Origin of the sequence: Stutzerimonas degradans (assembly GCF_024448505.1) — a bacterium.
GTDB classification, from domain to species: Bacteria; Pseudomonadota; Gammaproteobacteria; order Pseudomonadales; family Pseudomonadaceae; genus Stutzerimonas; species Stutzerimonas degradans.
Map to the genome: position 1 here is coordinate 25,212 of NZ_JAMOHV010000018.1, position 17,753 is coordinate 42,964.

Consider the following 17,753-nt stretch of genomic DNA (forward strand, 5'->3'; position numbering starts at 1 on the left):
ACATGCCGCTGTTGAACAAACTTCTCGTCCCATGCCTGGCCCTGCTGCTGGCCGGCTGCGCCGGCCTCGGCCCGCGCGAATCGGTCGAAGGGCCGGGCAACGCCACCGCCTGGAAGGAGCATCGCCGCCAGATCGCGGAGCTCGATGGCTGGCAGATCAGCGGCAAGATCGGCATCCGCGCTCCGCAGGAATCGGGCAGCGGCACGCTGTTCTGGCTGCAGCGCCAGGACTATTTCGACATTCGCCTGTCCGGCCCGCTTGGCCGGGGCGCCACCCGCCTCACCGGCCGCCCGGACGCCGTGGCACTGGAAGTCGCCGGGCAGGGTCGCTTCGAGGCCGACTCACCGGAAGCGTTGGTGGAAACTCAACTGGGCTGGCAGCTACCGGTGTCGCATCTGCTCTGGTGGGTGCGTGGTCTGCCGGCACCGGACAGCCGCAGCCGCCTGAGCCTGGACAGCGAAAGCCGTCTGGCCCATCTGGAGCAGGACGGCTGGCAGGTGGACTACCTCGCCTATGCCGAGCACGACGGTTTCACCCTGCCCGAGCGCATCCGCCTGCAAGGTCACGAGCTGCAGATCACCCTCGTGGTCAAGGACTGGCAGCCGCGCCAGCTGGGACGCTGAATGCCCACGCTGACCCTGCCGGCACCGGCCAAACTCAACCTGATGCTGCACATCCTCGGTCGCCGCGCCGATGGCTATCACGAGCTGCAGACGCTGTTCCAGTTCCTCGACTACGGCGACGAGCTGAGCTTCAGCCTGCGTGACGACGGCCAGATTCGCCTGCACACCGACCTGCCGGGAGTCGACCACGACAGCAACCTAATCGTCCGCGCCGCACGCCTGCTGCAGCGCGAGAGCGGCTGCACGCTGGGTGCCGACATCAAGCTGACCAAGCGCCTGCCGATGGGCGGTGGCATCGGCGGCGGCAGTTCGGATGCCGCCACTACGCTGGTCGGCCTCGATCACCTGTGGCGGCTCGATCTCGGCGAAGACCGCCTGGCGGAGCTGGGGCTCGCACTCGGCGCCGATGTGCCGGTGTTCGTCCGCGGCCGTGCGGCGTTTGCCGAAGGCGTCGGCGAGCGCCTGCAACCAGTCGATCTGGAGGAACCCTGGTTCCTCGTGCTAGCGCCGCAAGTCTCTGTTAGTACAGCGGAAATATTTGCCGACCCGGAGTTGACACGTAATACCCCGGCCATTACAGTTCGCAGCCTTCTTGCTGGGGGCGGTCATAACGATTGTCAGCCAGTGGTCGAAAGGCGTTATCCAGAGGTTCGTAACGCCTTGAGCTTGCTGAACAAATTCGTTCCGTCAAGCATGACCGGCACTGGAGCTTGTGTGTTTGGGAGCTTCCCAAACGAGGGCGAGGCTGATAAAGTCCGCCGCCAACTTCCAGCCAGTTTGCCAAGTTTCGTGGCCCGCGGTCGTAACGTTTCGATGTTGCATCGCACCCTGAAACAGATGGCGCAGGAAGCCAGTGCGTAACAAACGAGCGGTACGATACAGGGGCGTCGCCAAGCGGTAAGGCACCAGGTTTTGATCCTGGCATGCGTTGGTTCGAATCCAGCCGCCCCTGCCATAACCTCTATCGGGTTCGTACGCATCGAGTCGCACGCGTTTTTTACTCTACAGGGGCGTCGCCAAGCGGTAAGGCACCAGGTTTTGATCCTGGCATGCGTTGGTTCGAATCCAGCCGCCCCTGCCATACACTTGAAGCTGTTCAAAAGCTTGCCTTTTGAACAGCTTTTTATTCATCGGACCCACCCTCAGGCAGGTACTGCGCGTGTCCAAGATGATGGTCTTCACGGGGAACGCCAACCCCGATCTGGCCCGGCGTGTCGTACGTCAGCTGCATATCCCCCTCGGTGATGCCTATGTCGGAAAGTTTTCCGACGGCGAGATCAGCGTCGAGATCAACGAAAATGTCCGTGGCAAGGACGTCTTCCTGATTCAACCGACCTGTGCCCCGACCAACGATAACCTGATGGAGCTGGTGGTGATGGCCGATGCCTTCCGCCGCTCCTCGGCGACGCGCATCACTGCCGTGGTGCCCTACTTCGGCTATGCCCGCCAGGATCGCCGTCCGCGTTCGGCCCGTGTGCCGATCAGCGCCAAGGTCGTCGCCGACATGCTCGACGTCGTTGGCGTCAACCGCGTCCTGACCGTCGACCTGCACGCCGATCAGATCCAGGGCTTCTTCGATATGCCGGTGGACAACATCTACGGTTCGCCGGTACTGGTCGATGACATCCAGGCCCAGCGCTTCGAAAACCTGATGATCGTCTCCCCCGATATCGGTGGTGTAGTCCGCGCCCGCGCCGTGGCCAAGTCCCTCGGCGTTGATCTGGCGATCATCGACAAACGTCGGCCGAAGGCCAACCAGTCCGAAGTGATGCACATCATCGGCGATATCGAAGGCCGTACCTGCATCCTGGTCGACGACATGGTCGACACCGCCGGCACACTGTGCCACGCAGCCAAGGCACTGAAGGACCACGGCGCCGCCAAGGTCTATGCCTACTGCACGCACCCGATCCTGTCTGGTCGCGCCATCGAAAACATCGAAGGTTCCGTGCTCGACGAGCTGGTGGTGACCAACACCATCCCGCTGTCGGCCGCCGCCCAGTCTTGCACCCGAATTCGCCAGCTGGACATCGCGCCAGTGGTGGCTGAGGCGGTACGCCGCATCAGCAATGCCGAATCGATCAGTGCGATGTTCCGCTAAGCGAAAGCTAACGAACACGCCCTGACGTAATGTGCCCCGCCTCGCGCGGGGCTTTTTGCCCAACAGCCCGAGCGCTGGTCGCAAGCGCGACGGGTATTGTTGTTACTGGAGAAACGAAATGACTGACTTCACCCTGAATGCCCAAGAGCGTTCCGACCTGGGGAAAGGTGCGAGCCGCCGCCTGCGTCGTAACGCCAACCTCGTGCCGGCCGTGATCTACGGTGGCGAAGCTGCGCCGCAATCGATCAGCATTCTGGCCAAAGATCTGGCCAAGATGCTGGAAAACGAAATCGCCTTCAGCAACATCATCAAGCTGAACGTCGACGGCAAAGGCCAGGACGTAGTGATCAAGGCGCTGCAGCGCCACCCGGCCAAGGGCTTCGTGCTGCACGCTGACTTCCAGCGCGTCGTCGCCGGCCAGAAGCTGATCGCCACCGTTCCGGTGCACCTGGTCAACCAGGAAAGCTCCATTGGCGTCAAGCAGCAGGGTGGCGAAATCTACCTGAACCTGCCGGATGCCGAAGTGACCTGCCTGCCGCAGGATCTGCCGGACTTCATCGAAGTCGACATCGCCCAGATGGAAGTCGGCCAGGTTCTGCACATGAGCGATCTGAAGCTGCCGAAAGGCGTTGCCTTCGTTGCCCTGCAGCATGGTAGCGACCTGCCGGTCGTTAACATTCACGCACCGCGCGTGAGCAAGGAAGACGCTTCGAAAGAAGAAGGCGCTGCCGAGTAATCCACTCGCAGCTGCCCGCTGAGAAAAGAGGCCCCCGCCGTGACCGCCGTAAAACTGATCGTTGGCCTGGGAAATCCAGGCCCCGAATACGACCAGACCCGGCATAACGCGGGGGCTCTTTTCGTTGAGCGCCTGGCTGCCCGCGAGGGCGTCCAGCTGAGCGCTGACCGCAAGTACTTCGGCCTGGTCGGCAAGTTCAGCCATCAGGGCGAAGATATCCGCCTGCTGATCCCCACCACCTATATGAACCGCAGCGGTCAGGCGGTGGCGGCGCTGGCCGGCTTCTTCCGAATTCCCCTCGAGTCCATCCTGGTTGCCCACGATGAACTCGACATGCCCCCCGGCGTCGCCAAGCTCAAGCAGGGCGGTGGTCATGGCGGGCACAACGGGCTGCGCGACATCATCGCCAAGCTCGGTAATCAGAACGGCTTCCATCGCCTGCGCCTGGGCATCGGCCATCCCGGCCACGCCAGCCTGGTCAGCGGCTATGTACTGGGTCGTGCTCCGCAAGCTGAGCGCGAGAAGCTCGACGCCAGCATCGACTTCGCGCTGGATGTCGTGCCGCAGATCCTGGATGGCGACTGGACCCGCGCCATGCAGCGCCTGCACAGCCAGAAGGCCTGAACCTAACTCCGAGGCAAGATCATCATGGGATTCAACTGCGGCATCGTCGGTCTGCCCAATGTCGGCAAGTCCACTCTGTTCAATGCGCTGACCAAATCCGGCATCGCGGCGGAGAACTTCCCGTTCTGCACCATCGAACCGAACAGCGGGATCGTGCCGATGCCCGATGCCCGTCTCGCCGCGTTGGCCGAGATCGTCAAGCCCGAGCGCGTGCTGCCGACCACGATGGAGTTCGTCGACATCGCCGGCCTCGTCGCGGGCGCCTCCAAAGGTGAAGGCCTGGGCAACAAGTTCCTCGCCAACATCCGCGAGACCGACGCCATCGCCCACGTGGTGCGCTGCTTCGAGGACGACAACGTCATCCACGTTTCCAACTCGGTCGATCCCAAGCGCGATATCGAGATCATCGACCTCGAATTGATCTTCGCCGACCTCGACAGCTGCGAGAAGCAGCTGCAGAAGGTGGCGCGCAACGCCAAGGGTGGCGACAAGGAAGCCCTGGCGCAGAAGGCGCTGCTGGAGAAGCTGATCCCGCATTTCACCGAAGGCAAGCCGGCGCGCTCGCTGCTGAAGAACCTTGGTGACGAAGAGAAGCGTCTGGTCCGCGGCTTCCATTTGCTGACCAGCAAGCCGGTGATGTACATCGCCAACGTTGCCGAGGACGGCTTCGAGAACAACCCGCACCTCGACGTGGTGAAAGCCATCGCCGAGGAGGAAGGTGCCATCGTGGTGCCGGTCTGCAACAAGATCGAGGCGGAGATCGCCGAGCTGGACGACGGCGAGGAGAAGGACATGTTCCTCGAGGCGCTGAGCCTGGAAGAGCCGGGCCTGAACCGCGTCATCCGTGCCGGCTATGAAATGCTCGGGCTGCAGACCTACTTCACCGCCGGCGTGAAAGAAGTGCGCGCCTGGACCGTGAAGATCGGCGCCACCGCCCCCCAGGCCGCCGCGGTGATCCACACCGATTTCGAGAAAGGCTTCATCCGCGCCGAAGTCATCGCCTACGACGACTTCCTCCAGTACAAGGGCGAAGCCGGTGCCAAGGAAGCGGGCAAATGGCGCCTGGAAGGCAAGGAGTACATCGTCAAGGATGGCGACGTGATGCACTTCCGCTTCAACGTCTGACGCCTCCCCTGCCTCAGCAAGGCCCCGCGCGACCACCTCGCCGGGGCCTTGGTCTTTTCAGCGCACCCGCAACAGCCGCGCTCATTCATCTCTCCTTCCCGTAACGCATCGATTCTGAAATCACTGGCTATGCTGCGGATAACGACGGCCGAGACGCACCCCAAGTCCGTAGCGCAACCGCTCGGCCGCAGCATTTGACAGTGGCACACGACAGCATTACGTTAACGTAAAGGTAACAAGCCTGACGCAGCTGTTTTCGGCCGCTCGAACAGAACAATTACAAGACCTACAGGTACCCTCCATGAGTTACTCCAGCCTCAACTTCGCCCTCGGCGACACCATCGACATGCTGCGCGAGCAGGTGCAGGCCTTCGTCGCCGCCGAGCTGGCGCCGCGCGCAGAGGCCATCGACCGTGACAACCTGTTCCCCATGGACATGTGGCGCAAGTTCGGCGAGATGGGCCTGCTCGGCGTGACCGTCTCCGAGGAGTACGGCGGCGTCGGCCTCGGCTACCTGGCGCATGTGGTGGCGATGGAGGAGATCAGCCGTGGCTCGGCGTCGGTCGCCCTGTCCTACGGCGCGCATTCCAACCTGTGCGTCAACCAGATCAACCGCAACGGCACGCCCGCGCAGAAGGCCAAGTACCTGCCAAAGCTGATCAGCGGCGAGCACGTCGGCGCGCTGGCCATGAGCGAGCCGAATGCCGGTTCCGACGTGGTGTCGATGAAGCTGCGCGCCGACCGCAAGGGCGACCGCTTCGTGCTCAACGGCAGCAAGACCTGGATCACCAACGGCCCGGACGCCAATACCTACGTGATCTACGCCAAGACCGACTTGGACAAGGGCCCGCACGGCATCACCGCGTTCATCGTCGAGCGCGACTGGAAGGGTTTCTCGCGCGGCAACAAGTTCGACAAGCTGGGCATGCGCGGCTCCAACACCTGCGAGCTGTTCTTCGATGACGTCGAGGTGCCGGAGGAGAACGTACTGGGCGTGGTGAACGGCGGCGTGAAGGTGCTGATGAGCGGCCTGGACTACGAGCGCGTGGTGCTGGCCGGCGGCCCGACCGGGATCATGCAGGCCTGCCTGGACGTGGTGGTGCCCTACATCCACGACCGCAAGCAGTTCGGCCAGAGCATCGGCGAGTTCCAGTTCATCCAGGGCAAGGTGGCGGACATGTACACCCAGCTCAACGCCAGCCGCGCCTACCTGTATGCGGTGGCCCAGGCCTGCGACCGTGGCGAGACCACCCGCAAGGACGCCGCCGGGGTGATCCTCTACACCGCCGAGAACGCCACGCAGATGGCCCTGCAGGCGATCCAGATCCTCGGCGGCAACGGCTACATCAACGAATTCCCCACCGGCCGCCTGCTGCGCGACGCCAAGCTCTACGAGATCGGCGCCGGCACCAGCGAGATCCGCCGCATGCTGATCGGCCGCGAGCTGTTCAACGAATCCAAGTAAGCCGTAGGGTGGAAAACGGCCGCCGGCCTTTTCCACCGCGATTACGAACAGGTGGAAAACCGCTTCGCGGGTTTTCCACCCTACGGGAGCCCGTCCATGGCCATCCTGCATACCCAGATCAATACCCGCTCGCCGGAGTTCGCCGCCAACCGCGCGGCGATGCTCGACCAGGTGAACGACCTGCGCGCCCTGCTCGGCCGCATCAGTGAAAGCGGCGGCGCGACCGCCCAGCAGCGCCATGTGTCGCGCGGCAAGCTGCTGGTGCGCGCGCGCATCGATACGCTGCTCGACACCGGCTCGGCCTTCCTCGAACTGGCGCCGCTGGCCGCCCATGAGGTGTATGGCGAGGATGTCGCCGCCGCCGGCGTGGTGGCCGGCATCGGCCGCGTCGAAGGCGTCGAATGCATGATCATCGCCAACGACGCCACCGTGAAGGGCGGCAGCTACTACCCGCTGACGGTGAAGAAGCACCTGCGCGCGCAGACCGTCGCCCGCGAGAACCGCCTGCCGTGCATCTACCTGGTGGACTCCGGCGGCGCCAACCTGCCGCGCCAGGACGAGGTGTTCCCCGACCGCGAGCACTTCGGCCGCATCTTCTTCAACCAGGCCAATCTGAGCGCCCTGGGCATTCCGCAGATCGCCGTGGTGATGGGTTCCTGCACCGCCGGCGGCGCCTATGTGCCGGCGATGGCCGACGAGACCATCATGGTGCGCAACCAGGCGACCATCTTCCTGGCCGGCCCGCCGCTGGTGAAGGCCGCCACCGGCGAGGTGGTGACCGCCGAGGAGCTGGGCGGAGCCGACGTGCACTGCAAGACCTCCGGGGTCGCCGACCACTACGCCGAGAACGACGAGCACGCGCTGGCCCTCGCCCGCCGCTGCGTGGCCAACCTCAACTGGCGCAAGCTCGGCCAGCTGCAGAGCCGCGCGCCGCGCGCGCCGCTGTACGCGGCCGAGGAGCTGTACGGGGTGATCCCGGCGCAGGCCAAGCAGCCCTACGACGTGCGCGAGGTAATCGCGCGCCTGGTGGATGGCAGCGAGTTCGATGAATTCAAGGCGCTGTTCGGCACCACGCTGGTCTGCGGCTTCGCCCACCTGCACGGCTACCCGATCGCCATCCTCGCCAACAACGGCATCCTGTTTTCCGAGGCGGCGCAAAAGGGCGCGCACTTCATCGAACTGGCCTGCCAGCGCGGCGTGCCGCTGCTGTTCCTGCAGAACATCACCGGCTTCATGGTCGGGCAAAAGTACGAAGCCGGCGGCATTGCCAAGCACGGCGCCAAGCTGGTCACCGCAGTGGCCTGCGCGCAGGTGCCGAAGTTCACCGTGCTGATCGGCGGCAGCTTCGGCGCGGGCAACTACGGCATGTGCGGGCGCGCCTACGACCCGCGCTTCCTGTGGATGTGGCCCAACGCGCGCATCGCGGTGATGGGCGGCGAACAGGCTGCCGGCGTGCTGGCCCAGGTCAAGCAGGAGCAGAGCGAACGCGCCGGCAAGACCCTCGGCGACGACGAGGTGGCGGCCATCAAGCAGCCGATCCTCGAGCAGTACGAGCGCCAGGGCCACCCTTATTACTCCAGCGCGCGGTTGTGGGACGACGGCGTGATCGACCCGGCGCAGACCCGCGAGGTGCTGGCGTTGGCGCTGTCCGCCGCGCTGAACGCGCCGATCGAGCCGACCCGCTTCGGCGTGTTCCGCATGTAAGTCGCGCCGCGCCGGCGCGAGACGCGCGGGCGCCTGTAGTCGCATCGAGGGTGCCGAGATGACCGCTTTCCAGACCATCGAACTGAACAAAGACGCGCGCGGCGTAGCCACCCTGTGGCTGAACCGCGCGGACAAGAACAACGCCTTCGACGCCCGGGTGATCGGCGAACTGAATACCGCGCTGGCCGAGATGAGGGATGACGCGAGCATCCGCTTCCTGGTCCTGCGCGGGCGCGGCAAGCACTTTTCCGCCGGCGCCGACCTGGGCTGGATGCGCGAGTCGGCGGAGCTCGACTACCAGGCCAACCTGGACGACGCCCACGAACTCGGCGAGCTGATGCAGCGCCTCCACCAGCTGCCGCAGCCGACCCTGGCCGTGGTGCAGGGTGCGGCGTTCGGCGGCGCGCTGGGGCTGATCGCCTGCTGCGACATGGCCATCGGCGCCAGCGACGCGCTGTTCTGCCTGTCGGAAGTGCGCATCGGCCTAGCCCCGGCGGTGATCAGCCCGTTCGTGGTCAAGGCCATCGGCGAGCGCGCCGCGCGGCGCTACGCGCTGACCGCCGAGCGCTTCGACGGCGAGCGCGCCCGCGAGCTCGGCCTGCTCGCCGAGACCTATCCGGCCGAGGAACTGGACGCCGCCCTCGAGCGCTGGGTCGACAACCTGCTGCTCAACAGCCCGCAGGCGCTCAGGGCCTGCAAGGCGCTGCTGCTGGAAGTCGGCGATGGCGATTACGACGCCGCGCTGCGCCAGACCACCGAACAGGCCATCGCCCGCCTGCGCACCAGCCCGGAAGGCCAGGAGGGCCTTAGCGCCTTCCTGGAGAAACGCACCCCCGCCTGGCAGGAGAGCCAGCCATGAACCGTTCCATCGATACCCTGCTGGTGGCCAACCGTGGCGAGATCGCCTGCCGGGTGATGCGCACCGCCAAGGCCCTGGGCCTGACCACCGTCGCCGTGCACAGCGCCGTCGACGCCAGCGCCCGGCACGCCCGCGAGGCCGATATCCGCATCGACCTGGGCGGCGCCAAGCCGGCCGACAGCTACCTGCGCATCGACAAGCTGATCGAGGCGGCCAAGGCCAGCGGCGCCCAGGCCATCCACCCCGGCTACGGTTTTCTCTCCGAAAACGCCGCGTTCGCCCGCGCCATCGAGCAGGCCGGGCTGATCTTCCTCGGCCCGCCCGCCTCGGCCATCGACGCCATGGGCAGCAAGTCCGCGGCCAAGGCGCTGATGGAAGCCGCCGGCGTGCCGCTGGTGCCGGGTTACCACGGCGCGGCCCAGGACTTGGAAACCTTCCGTGCTGCCGCGGAAAAGATCGGCTATCCGGTGCTGCTCAAGGCCACCGCCGGCGGCGGCGGCAAGGGCATGAAGGTGGTCGAGCGCGAGGCGGAGCTGGCCGAGGCGCTGGCCTCCGCGCAGCGCGAGGCGCAATCCTCGTTCGGCGATTCGCGCATGCTGGTGGAAAAGTACGTGCTCAAGCCGCGCCACGTGGAAATCCAGGTATTCGCCGACATACACGGCAACTGCCTGTACCTCAACGAGCGCGACTGCTCGATCCAGCGTCGCCACCAGAAGGTGGTCGAGGAAGCCCCGGCGCCCGGCATGACTCCGGCGCTGCGCCGCGCCATGGGCGAAGCGGCGGTGAAGGCCGCCCAGGCCATCGGCTACGTCGGCGCCGGCACCGTGGAATTCCTGCTCGATGCACGCGGCGACTTCTTCTTCATGGAAATGAACACCCGCCTGCAGGTGGAGCACCCGGTCACCGAGGCCATCACCGGCCTCGACCTGGTGGCCTGGCAGATTCGCGTCGCCCGGGGCGAGCCGCTGCCGATCCGCCAGGAACAGGTGCCGCTGCACGGCCACGCCATCGAGGTGCGCCTGTATGCCGAGGACCCGGACAACGATTTCCTGCCGGCCACCGGCACCCTCGACCTGTACCGCGAAGCCGCCGCTGGCCCGGGCCGCCGCGTGGACAGCGGCGTCGCCGAGGGCGACACGGTGTCGCCGTTCTACGACCCGATGCTCGGCAAGCTGATCGCCTGGGGCGAGAACCGCGAGGAAGCGCGCCTGCGCCTCTTGGTCATGCTCGACGAAACCGCCGTCGGTGGCGTGCGCACCAACCTGGCGTTCCTGCGCCGGGTGGTCGGCCACCGCGCCTTCGCCGAGGCCGAACTGGACACCGGCTTCATCCCGCGCCACGAACGCGAGCTGCTGCGCCCGGCCGGCGAGCTGTCCGAGGCCTTCTGGCAGCAGGCCGCCGAGAGTTTCGTGCGCGGCGCGGCCGCCCGCGTGCGCGAGGACGACGTGCATTCGCCGTGGTCCCGGCGCGACGGGCTGCGCTTCGGCCTGCCGGCGCGGATCAGCCTGCACCTGCAGTGCAACGGCGAAAGCCGCCGGTTGACGGTCGATCCGACAGCGCAGCAGTCGAACGCCCGGTCACCCAGGGCGATCCGCCAGGGCGATACGCTGTATCTGCAATGGCAGGGCGAGTGGCTGGCGGTGCGCGCCTTCGACCCGATTGCCGAAGCCGAGGCCAGCCATCCGCAGCACGGCGGCCTCACCGCGCCGATGAACGGCAGCATCGTGCGCGTGCTGGTCGAGGCCGGGCAGCAGGTCGAGGCCGGCACCGCGCTGATCGTGCTGGAGGCGATGAAGATGGAGCACAGCATCCGCAGCGCCCAGGCCGGCGTGGTCAAGCGCCTGTTCTGCAGCGAGGGCGAGATGGTCAGCGAAGGGGCGGTGCTGCTGGAGATGGAGGAGGCCTGACGGTTGCAAAGGTGGACAAGGCTGCGCCGTTGTCCACCCTACGCCCGAACGCAACACCGTAGGGTGGAAAACTCGCGCAGCGATTTTCCACCGGTAGCCGGAAGCCTCGGCTGACACACATGAACCGGCGAGCCCGCCAATCGCGCTCGCCCCTGGAGAACATATGAGCCTGCCCAAACAGGTCCGCCTGGTCGAAGTCGGCCCGCGCGACGGTCTGCAGAACGAGCGCCAGCCGATCAGCGTGGCCGACAAGGTGCGCCTGGTGAACGACCTGAGCGCCGCCGGCCTGTCCTATATCGAGGTCGGCAGCTTCGTGTCGCCCAAGTGGGTGCCGCAGATGGCCGGCTCGGCCGAAGTCTTCGCACAGATCCAGCGCAAGGCCGGGGTCACTTACGCGGCGCTGACGCCGAACATGAAGGGCCTGGAAGCGGCCATCGAGGCCGGTGTGAAGGAAGTCGCGGTGTTCGGTGCGGCCTCCGAGGCCTTCTCTCAGAAGAACATCAACTGCTCGATCGCCGAGAGCCTGGCACGCTTCGCGCCTTTGATGGAGGCTGCCCGCGAGCACGACATTCGCGTGCGTGGCTACGTGTCCTGCGTGCTCGGCTGCCCCTACGAGGGCGAGGTGGCGCCGGGCAAGGTCGCCGAGGTCGCGCGCGAGCTGTATGCCATGGGCTGCTACGAGGTTTCCCTGGGCGACACCATCGGCACCGGTACGCCGGGCAAGACCCGCGCGCTGTTCGACACGGTGGCCCGCGAAGTGCCCCGCGAGCGGCTGGCCGGGCATTTCCACGACACCTACGGCCAGGCGCTGGCCAACATCTACGCCAGCCTGCTGGAAGGCATCGCGGTGTTCGACAGCTCGGTCGCCGGCCTCGGCGGTTGCCCCTACGCCAAAGGCGCCAGCGGCAATGTCGCCAGCGAAGACGTGCTGTACATGTTCAACGGGCTGGACATAGCCACCGGCATCGACCTCGATGCGCTGATCGCTGCTGGCGACCGCATCAGCCGCGTGCTGGGCCGTGTCAACGGCTCGCGGGTGGCGCGCGCCCGCCATGCAGGCTGATCGGCATCGTTGTTGCATTGACGCATTCAGCCCATGGCCGGTTCAGCCGCGGGCACGGACACAACAATAAGTAGAGGTATTTCATGAACAAGCTCTACCCCAGCGCTGCCCACGCCCTGGAAGGCCTGGTCGAGGACGGCATGACACTCGCCGTCGGCGGCTTCGGCCTGTGCGGCATCCCCGAAGCGTTGATCGCCGCCTTGCGCGACTCCGGCAAGAAGAACCTTACCGCCATCAGCAACAACGCCGGCGTCGACGGCTTCGGCCTCGGCCTGCTGCTGGAGACGCGGCAGATCAGCAAGATGATTTCCTCCTACGTGGGTGAGAACAAGGAGTTCGAACGCCAGTACCTGGCCGGCGAGCTGCAGCTGGAGTTCACCCCGCAAGGCACGCTGGCCGAGAAGCTGCGTGCCGGCGGCGCGGGCATCCCGGCTTTCTACACCAGGACCGGCTACGGCACGCTGGTGGCCGAGGGCAAGGAAACCCGCCAGTTCAACGGCGAGTGGTACGTGATGGAGGAATCGCTGACCGCCGATATCGCGCTGGTCAAGGCCTGGAAGGCCGACAAGGCGGGCAACCTGCTGTTTCGCAAGACCGCGCGCAACTTCAACCCGCTGGCGGCGATGGCCGGCAAGGTCTGCGTCGTCGAGGTGGAGGAGATCGTCGAGACCGGCGAGCTGGACCCGGACCAGATCCATCTGCCGGGCATCTATGTGCAACGCATCGTGCACAACCCGAGCCCGGAAAAGCGCATCGAAAAACGCACGGTGAGGAGCTGAGACCATGGCCTGGACACGTGAACAGATGGCGCAACGCGCCGCCCAGGAGCTGCAGGACGGCTTCTACGTCAACCTCGGTATCGGCCTGCCGACCCTGGTCGCCAACTACATCCCCGACGGCATGGACGTCTGGCTGCAGAGCGAGAACGGCCTGCTCGGCATCGGCCCCTTCCCGACCGAGGAAGAGATCGACCCCGACCTGATCAACGCCGGCAAGCAGACCGTCACCGCCCTGCCCGGCTCGAGCTTCTTCGACAACGCGCAGAGCTTCGCCATGATCCGCGGCGGCCATATCAACCTGGCCATCCTCGGCGCCATGCAGGTGTCGGAAAAAGGCGACCTGGCCAACTGGATGATCCCCGGCAAGATGGTCAAGGGCATGGGCGGCGCGATGGACCTGGTGGCCGGCGTCAAGCGCGTCGTGGTGCTGATGGAGCACACCGCCAAGGGCGGTGCGCACAAGATCCTGCCGGCCTGCGACCTGCCGTTGACCGGCGTTGGCGTGGTCGACCGGATCATCACCGACCTCGGCGTGCTGGACGTCACCGAGCAGGGCCTGAAGCTGGTGGAGCTGGCCGAAGGCGTCAGCTTCGAGGAGCTGCAAGAGGCCACCGGCTGCCCGATCCAGCGCTGAACCGTATGCGCGCAATGCCCGGCGCCCGCCGCCGGCATTGCACGCCACGCCGGGGACTGGCGCCAGCACTGGCCAGTCACCTGCGCGACCGTATACTCGCCGTCGAACGCGCCCGCTGCATTGCGTCGCGGCAACGCCATTTCCGATCTGGAGTTCGTCATGCAAGACGTCGTCATCGTAGCTGCAACCCGCACCGCCATCGGCAGTTTCCAGGGCACGCTGGCCAATGTGCCGGCGGTCGAACTGGGCGCCATCGTGATCCGCGCCCTGCTGGAGAAAACCGGGCTCGAGCCGGCCCAGGTCGATGAAGTCATCCTCGGCCACGTGCTGACCGCCGGCGCCGGGCAGAACACCGCGCGCCAGGCCGCGGTCAAGGCCGGCTTGCCGCATGCCGTACCGGCCATGACCCTCAACAAGGTCTGCGGCTCGGGCCTCAAGGCACTGCATCTGGCCGTGCAGGCGATTCGCTGCGGCGACGCCGAGGTGGTCATCGCCGGCGGCATGGAGAACATGAGCCAAGCGCCCTACGTCATGCCCGGCGCGCGCACCGGTCTGCGCATGGGCCACGCCCAGATGATCGACAGCATGATCACCGACGGTCTGTGGGACGCCTTCAACGACTACCACATGGGCATCACCGCGGAGAACCTGGCCGACAAGTACGGCATCGATCGCGCCCAGCAGGACGCCTTCGCCGCACAGTCGCAGCAGCGCGCCGCCGCCGCCATCGAGAGCGGCCGCTTCGATGCCGAGATCACCCCGGTCATGATTCCGCAGCGCAAGGGCGACCCGGTTGCCTTCGCGCGTGACGAGCAGCCGCGCGCCGGCACCACCGCCGAATCCCTGGGCGGCCTGCGCGCCGCGTTCAAGAAGGACGGCAGCGTCACCGCCGGCAACGCCTCGACCCTCAACGACGGCGCCGCCGCGGTGGTGCTGATGAGCGCCGCCAAGGCCCAGGCGCTCGGCCTGCCGGTGCTGGCGAAGATCGCCGGCTACGCCAATGCCGGCGTCGATCCGGCGATCATGGGCATCGGCCCGGTTACCGCCACCCGTCGCTGCCTGGAGAAAGCCGGCTGGTCGCTGGACGAACTGGACCTGATCGAGGCCAACGAAGCCTTCGCCGTGCAGGCGCTGTCGGTCGGCAAGGAACTGGGCTGGGATGCCGCCAAGGTCAACGTCAACGGCGGCGCCATCGCCCTCGGCCACCCGATCGGTGCCTCGGGCTGCCGTATCCTGGTGACCCTGCTGCACGAGATGCAGCGCCGCGACGTGAAGAAAGGCCTGGCGACGCTGTGCATCGGCGGCGGCCAGGGCGTGGCGCTGGCCATCGAACGCCCCTGAGCGGCACGTCATCCCTCGTTCGCACCGCGCACCGGTGCGGACGAGCGCGACCGGACATCGAGAACGAGCATGGCTAAACAGACCTACAGCATTTCCGATCTGGCCAACGAGCTGGACATCACCACCCGCGCCATCCGCTTCTACGAAGAACAGGGCATGCTCACCCCGACCCGCCGCGGCCAGGAGCGCATCTACACGCCCAAGGATCGCGTCACGCTGAAGCTGATCCTGCGCGGCAAGCGCATCGGCTTCTCGCTGGCCGAATGCAAGACGCTGATCGAGCTCTACGACCCCAAGGCCGGCAACCAGAAACAGCTGAATATCATGCTGCAGATGATCGCCGAGCGCCGCCAGCAGTTGGAGCAGCAACTGCTCGACATCCAGCAGATGCAGCTGGAGCTGGACACCGCCGAGGAGCGCTGCCGCAGCGCGCTACAGAGCACACTGGCGAAGCAGACGGCCGGCTGAGGGCGCGTTCGGCCGCGGCCAGCCCTGCATCCCGACCAGTCCAGAATCCAAGAAATCATTCCAGAAAACTGGACAGTCCATCTTGCCAGTGTACGGCTTTGCAGACACCCTTGGGCAACTCGGCCGGAAAGGCACGGTCCTAACGCTCGCAGCCAAGCGAAGCGGCATAGGCACGCTATCTGCAAACGATCTTTCCCACGACACATGTCTGCCGTGGCGCACCCGGGTGATGTCCGCACGCCCGCGCCGAGTTTCGCTGACTGCCGCCCGCATCAGACGGGCATTCCAATAATGGCTGCAGAGAGAACCGATCCGCCATGAGCATTGCCCGCGACGTACTCGACCAACATGGCCTCATCGTCGGCGTATCCCCGGAACGCTTCCGCATGCTGGCCATGCCGCTGCTGTTCGACCACCTGAACGCCCAGTGCGAAGGCACCATCGCAGTCAACCGGCAGGCGCGTATCGTCTGGATCAACGACAAGTACGCCGAGAAGATCGGCATCCGCGACCCCGCCAGCGTGCTCGGCCTGGAGGTCGAGCAGGTGCTGCCGGCCAGCCGTCTGCGCGAAGTGATGGAAAGCGGCCAGCCGAGCATGCTCGACCTGATGGCCTTCGGCGGCGAGCATTTCGTCGTCACCCGCATCCCGCTGCGCGACGAGGACGGCACTCTGGTCGGCGCGCTGGGCTTCGTGCTGTTCGACCGCGCCCGGCATCTCAAGCCGCTGATGGCCAAATACACCAGCCTGCAGACGCAGCTGCTCGCCACCCAGAACGAACTGGCCAAGGCCCGCCGGGCGCGTTACACCATCGCCGGCTTCATCGGCAACAGCCCGGCCGCCAGCGAGATCAAGCGCCAGGCCCGGCGCGCCGCGCAGCTCGACGCCACCGTGCTGCTGCGCGGCGAGACCGGCACCGGCAAGGAACTGCTGGCCCAGGGCATCCACAACCTCTCGCCGCGCGCGCGCGGGCCGTTCGTCGCGGTCAACGTCGCGGCGATCCCGGAGACGCTGGTCGAGGCCGAGCTGTTCGGCACCGCGCCCGGCGCCTTCACCGGTGCCGACCGCAAGGCGCGCATCGGCAAGTTCGAGGTGGCCAACGGCGGCACGCTGTTCCTCGACGAGATCGGCGATCTGCCGCTGTCGCTGCAGGCCAAGCTGCTGCGCGTGCTGCAGGAACAGGAAGTCGAACCGCTGGGTTCCAACCAGGTCAAGGCGCTCAATGTGCGGGTGATCGCCGCCACGCATATCGATTTGGAAGCCAAGGTCGCCGCCGGGCAGTTCCGCGACGATCTGTATTACCGCCTCAATGTGCTGGCGCTGCGGGTGCCGCCGTTGCGCGAGCGCAGCGGTGACATTCCTGCGGTGATCGAACATCTGCTCGACGACATCGCCAACCGCTCCGGGCAGCCGCCGATGGAGCTCAGCCCGCAGGCGCTGGCGCTGCTCTGCGCGCAACCGTGGCGCGGCAACGTGCGTGAGCTGGGCAACCTGCTGGAACGCGCGCAGCTGTGTACCGACGGTCCGCAACTGGAGGTCGAGCACCTGCTGCCGCTACTCGGCGAACAGGCGAGCCCGGCCGGCAGCGCTGTTCCCGCCGTGAGCAGTCGGCCAGCGGTCCCGAGCGAGCCGGCCAGCGTAGACGAGGACGTGCCGCTGCAACCGCTCGCGCAGACGCTCGCCCACGCCGAACGCCGTGCACTGCAAAGCGCCTTGCGCGCCTGCCAGGGCAATCGCCGGCGCGCCGCCATGGAGCTGGGCATCTCCCGCGCCAGCTTCTACAGCAAGCTCGCTCAGCACGGCCTCAGCCAGCGCTGAGCGGCGGCGTCACGCACGCGTGTCTTGCCTGAACTATCGTTCTGTTCAGGGTGGCGATACCCGTCACCGCTCGGGAGCGACCACGATGATTGAAGACACCGGCAAGCTGGTACTGCGCCTCGCGTTGGGCGTGCTGATGCTGCTGCACGGCATGTCGAAACTGATCAACGGCGTGGATGGCATCGTCGGCATGGTCACCGGCTTCGGCCTGCCCGCCGCGATCGCCTATGGCGTCTATCTGGGCGAGGTGATCGGCCCGCTGCTGGTGATCGTCGGTCTGTACACGCGCGCAGGCGCCCTGCTGATTGCCGGCAACATGCTCTTCGCCCTGCTGCTGGCGCACCGGGCAGAGCTGTTCACGCTGGCCCCCACCGGCGGCTGGGCGCTCGAACTGCAGGCGATGTTCCTGTTCGGCGCGGTGGCCGTCCTGCTGCTCGGCGCCGGGCGTTTCAGCGTCGGCGGAACCAGCGGACGCTTCAACTAGCGCGACTGTCCGGCGGCGCAGAC

17 protein-coding genes and 2 tRNA genes are annotated in these 17,753 nt (G+C 66.4%); all 19 read left to right on the forward strand.

Annotated elements, in window-relative coordinates:
- Positions 1-2 precede the first annotated feature (2 nt).
- Positions 3-623 (forward strand): lipoprotein insertase outer membrane protein LolB, encoded by a 621-nt coding sequence (lolB, locus tag NAV27_RS18165; protein WP_102828697.1) that lies wholly within the window; start codon positions 3-5, stop codon positions 621-623.
- The gene (ispE, locus tag NAV27_RS18170; RefSeq protein ID WP_102828696.1) at positions 624-1,484 is read left to right on the forward strand and encodes a 4-(cytidine 5'-diphospho)-2-C-methyl-D-erythritol kinase; all 861 of its coding nucleotides are present in this window, start codon (positions 624-626) and stop codon (positions 1,482-1,484) included.
- A 19-nt stretch (positions 1,485-1,503) separates the two neighbouring features.
- Positions 1,504-1,578: transfer RNA gene (locus tag NAV27_RS18175), tRNA-Gln, on the forward strand.
- Between the two features lie 51 nt (positions 1,579-1,629).
- Positions 1,630-1,704 (forward strand) — tRNA-Gln (locus tag NAV27_RS18180).
- 78 nt (positions 1,705-1,782) lie between these two features.
- Positions 1,783-2,724, forward strand: a complete 942-nt coding sequence (locus NAV27_RS18185) for a ribose-phosphate pyrophosphokinase (protein WP_008567058.1) — start codon at positions 1,783-1,785, stop codon at positions 2,722-2,724.
- A gap of 118 nt (positions 2,725-2,842) precedes the next feature.
- A complete protein-coding gene (locus NAV27_RS18190; protein WP_008567060.1) occupies positions 2,843-3,460 on the forward strand; it encodes a 50S ribosomal protein L25/general stress protein Ctc in 618 nt (205 codons plus the stop codon).
- Positions 3,461-3,499: 39 nt separating this feature from the next.
- Positions 3,500-4,084, forward strand: a complete 585-nt coding sequence (gene pth / locus NAV27_RS18195; RefSeq protein ID WP_043297480.1) for an aminoacyl-tRNA hydrolase — start codon at positions 3,500-3,502, stop codon at positions 4,082-4,084.
- A 24-nt stretch (positions 4,085-4,108) separates the two neighbouring features.
- Positions 4,109-5,209 carry a redox-regulated ATPase YchF gene (gene ychF, locus NAV27_RS18200; protein ID WP_102828695.1) on the forward strand — a complete coding sequence of 367 codons (1,101 nt, stop codon included), beginning with the start codon at positions 4,109-4,111 and terminating at the stop codon, positions 5,207-5,209.
- A gap of 301 nt (positions 5,210-5,510) precedes the next feature.
- Complete coding sequence (locus NAV27_RS18205) at positions 5,511-6,674, forward strand: isovaleryl-CoA dehydrogenase (protein WP_102828694.1); 1,164 nt, start codon at positions 5,511-5,513, stop codon at positions 6,672-6,674.
- Positions 6,675-6,770: 96 nt separating this feature from the next.
- On the forward strand, positions 6,771-8,378 hold the full coding sequence (locus NAV27_RS18210; RefSeq protein ID WP_102828693.1) for a carboxyl transferase domain-containing protein: 1,608 nt from the start codon (positions 6,771-6,773) through the stop codon (positions 8,376-8,378).
- Between the two features lie 58 nt (positions 8,379-8,436).
- Positions 8,437-9,237, forward strand: a complete 801-nt coding sequence (locus NAV27_RS18215; protein ID WP_102828692.1) for a gamma-carboxygeranoyl-CoA hydratase — start codon at positions 8,437-8,439, stop codon at positions 9,235-9,237.
- A complete protein-coding gene (locus tag NAV27_RS18220; protein ID WP_102828691.1) occupies positions 9,234-11,144 on the forward strand; it encodes an acetyl/propionyl/methylcrotonyl-CoA carboxylase subunit alpha in 1,911 nt (636 codons plus the stop codon). Before NAV27_RS18215 ends, NAV27_RS18220 begins: the two co-directional genes overlap by 4 nt.
- 163 nt (positions 11,145-11,307) lie before the next feature.
- Positions 11,308-12,207 (forward strand): hydroxymethylglutaryl-CoA lyase, encoded by a 900-nt coding sequence (locus tag NAV27_RS18225; protein ID WP_102828690.1) that lies wholly within the window; start codon positions 11,308-11,310, stop codon positions 12,205-12,207.
- An 83-nt stretch (positions 12,208-12,290) separates the two neighbouring features.
- A complete protein-coding gene (locus tag NAV27_RS18230; protein WP_003288891.1) occupies positions 12,291-12,986 on the forward strand; it encodes a CoA transferase subunit A in 696 nt (231 codons plus the stop codon).
- A gap of 4 nt (positions 12,987-12,990) precedes the next feature.
- A complete protein-coding gene (locus NAV27_RS18235; RefSeq protein WP_077683732.1) occupies positions 12,991-13,620 on the forward strand; it encodes a CoA transferase subunit B in 630 nt (209 codons plus the stop codon).
- A 159-nt stretch (positions 13,621-13,779) separates the two neighbouring features.
- The gene (locus NAV27_RS18240) at positions 13,780-14,961 is read left to right on the forward strand and encodes an acetyl-CoA C-acetyltransferase (RefSeq protein WP_102828953.1); all 1,182 of its coding nucleotides are present in this window, start codon (positions 13,780-13,782) and stop codon (positions 14,959-14,961) included.
- Positions 14,962-15,030: 69 nt separating this feature from the next.
- Positions 15,031-15,429 (forward strand): MerR family transcriptional regulator, encoded by a 399-nt coding sequence (locus tag NAV27_RS18245; RefSeq protein ID WP_043297472.1) that lies wholly within the window; start codon positions 15,031-15,033, stop codon positions 15,427-15,429.
- Between the two features lie 317 nt (positions 15,430-15,746).
- Entirely contained in the window at positions 15,747-17,246 is a 1,500-nt protein-coding gene (locus NAV27_RS18250) for a sigma-54 interaction domain-containing protein (protein ID WP_008567562.1), read from the forward strand.
- 85 nt (positions 17,247-17,331) lie between these two features.
- Positions 17,332-17,730: a DoxX family protein gene (locus tag NAV27_RS18255; RefSeq protein ID WP_102828689.1), complete on the forward strand. Its 399-nt coding sequence runs from the start codon at positions 17,332-17,334 to the stop codon at positions 17,728-17,730.
- Positions 17,731-17,753: the final 23 nt, after the last annotated feature.